Origin of the sequence: Sphingomonas sp. Leaf339 (assembly GCF_001426195.1) — a bacterium.
In the GTDB taxonomy this organism is placed as follows: Bacteria; Pseudomonadota; Alphaproteobacteria; order Sphingomonadales; family Sphingomonadaceae; genus Sphingomonas.
The window spans coordinates 1-347 of the sequence record NZ_LMRS01000049.1 but is presented as its reverse complement, the minus strand read 5'-3'; the positions used below and the strand labels follow the sequence as shown (position 1 = coordinate 347).

General features: G+C 64.3%; 1 pseudogene. It reads left to right on the top strand.

Annotation, left to right across the window (positions count from 1 at the left end):
- Positions 1-16 precede the first annotated feature (16 nt).
- A pseudogene (locus ASG67_RS15465) lies at positions 17-347 on the top strand (single-stranded DNA-binding protein); the annotation flags it as partial.

Below are 347 nucleotides of genomic sequence, written 5' to 3'. Positions count from 1 at the left end.
AGAAGGGGAGCGGTTCATGACCGACAACATGACCGAGACCGTGGAGCCCACGGTCGCCGAGCTCGAGAACGAGGGCGACGTCGCCGCTGACTACCTCGAAGAGCTGCTCGACATCGCTGACATCGACGGTGACCTCAACCTGGATGTCCGCCAGGGCCGCGCCTACGTGTCGGTCGAGGCTGAGGGAGATGGACTGGCTCTGCTGTCGGCACCCGACACGGTGCAGGCTCTTCAGGAACTGACCCGCCTGGCTGTTCAGAACAAGACCGGTTCGTTCTCGCGACTGATCCTCGATGTCGGCGGGTCTCGCGACGCACGCCGTCGCCAGCTCGAGACGCTGGTGAATG